This window comes from Clostridium sp. L2-50 (assembly GCF_000154245.1).
GTDB lineage: Bacteria > Bacillota > Clostridia > Lachnospirales > Lachnospiraceae > Coprococcus.
Map to the genome: position 1 here is coordinate 1,545 of NZ_DS480314.1, position 1,586 is coordinate 3,130.

Sequence of the window (1,586 nt, forward strand, 5' to 3'; positions counted from 1 at the left end):
CAATCTATAATAGTAGACATTTTAGATATTATATTGATGAGCAAAAGTTCAATGAGATGAAGCGATTTCAGGTAAATACTGATGACTTAATAATAAGTTGTTCAGGGACAGTAGGAAAAGTTTCTATTATCAGAAGTGATGATCCCAAGGGGATTATTAGCCAAGCACTTTTGCTGTTAAGAGTAGATCAAAATAAGATATTGCCGTTGTATTTGAAATATTTCTTTACATCAAGAGATGGATATAATGCTATTGTTTCACGTTCAAGTGGTTCTGTACAAGTAAATATTGCCAAAAGAAATGTTATCGAACAGATACCGCTTATGCTACCAAAGATAGAAACTCAAAGGAAAATAGTTGAGATACTAAATTCTATCGATAAAAAAATTGAAGAAAATGAAGAAATAAACAATAATTTAGTGGCTTAGATGTCTATATCAGAGACATCAAGTTCACCGGACATTAAACGAGGAAGCAAGGTATCACGAATATCCTGCAAGCGGCAAATTTCATCGTAATTATTGCGAATGGTTAAATCCATCGGTGCTACAATCCTTTCAAATTCGTCCAAAATATCATCAGATGGTATAAGAATTGGCATATCATTCAACGAATTACGATTGATAGAACCAAAAACCGTTCCCTCGCCATTGAAAACATCTAACTGCTTTTTTAGCGAAAACATCGTGTAAAGAACAAAGGATTGATGGTTGGATTTAGAATGAATGGCAGCAAGTCCACGACCAATGCAGCAATCCGTATGAGCGACATTTAGGTCGCCTACCGGCGCTCGAACGCTCATCAAAGTATCATTTGACCGTGCCATTCGTTTAGGTTCAGTGGTGTATAGACGAACTGACGGAAATCTAAATCCAAATTCCGCACGACCTTGAAAGAAAATTGTGCCAGTTCCGTCCTCGTTATAGCTACTGCCACTTGGCGACTGACCAATTGTAATATCAGCAATATCACTTAAAGTGCCTTCTGCCCAATCAGAACGAGCATTATCTATGAACATTTGCTGATAGATTGCCTGAGCTTGCTGCTCTAAATTATTGTTTATAATTTTCAAATGAATGAAAAAGGGAGGAAAAATATATGAAAAAACAGCCTATTTTAGCAATTTGTTATGATTTTGACAAAACCTTATCTCCAGAAGATATGCAAGCACAAGGATATATACAGTCGATTGAGTATGAAGTGGCAGATTTCTGGAAGGAATCAAATAAGTTAGCATCAGACAATGATATGGATCAAAATCTTGCTTATATGTATATGATGCGTGACAAATCAAGAGGAAAAGTATTATTCACAAAGGAAACATTACGTCAAGATGGTGGTAAGGTACGATTGTTTCCAGGGGTTAGCACATGGTTTGACAGAATTAACGAATATGGTAAAAGTAAGGGGGTTATTGTAGAACATTACATTATTTCATCTGGATTAAAAGAAATGATTGAAGGTACAGAGGTAGCAAAAGAGTTTAAGAAAATATATGCAAGTTCATTCTATTATAATGATGCAGGAGAAGCAGTATGGCCGGCACAGGTAGTTAATTATACCAATAAAACACAATTTTTGTTTAG

Annotated in this window: 2 protein-coding genes and 1 pseudogene; 2 read left to right on the forward strand and 1 reads right to left on the reverse strand. The window is 35.4% G+C overall.

The genetic code is table 11. The features are described 5' to 3' along the window. The coding region (locus CLOL250_RS03205; RefSeq protein WP_044944908.1) for a restriction endonuclease subunit S at positions 1 to 428 on the forward strand (428 nt) is incomplete at its 5' end. On the opposite strand, the gene CLOL250_RS03210 is transcribed toward CLOL250_RS03205, so the two are convergent. Next, positions 425 to 1,072 carry a restriction endonuclease subunit S gene (locus CLOL250_RS03210; RefSeq protein ID WP_008400657.1) on the reverse strand — a complete coding sequence of 216 codons (648 nt, stop codon included), beginning with the start codon at positions 1,070 to 1,072 and terminating at the stop codon, positions 425 to 427. The two genes, CLOL250_RS03205 and CLOL250_RS03210, sit on opposite strands and share 4 nt — an antisense overlap. A 26-nt stretch (positions 1,073 to 1,098) precedes the next feature. On the opposite strand from CLOL250_RS03210, the pseudogene CLOL250_RS03215 reads away from it, so the two are divergent. Then, a pseudogene (locus CLOL250_RS03215) lies at positions 1,099 to 1,586 on the forward strand (haloacid dehalogenase-like hydrolase); the annotation flags it as partial.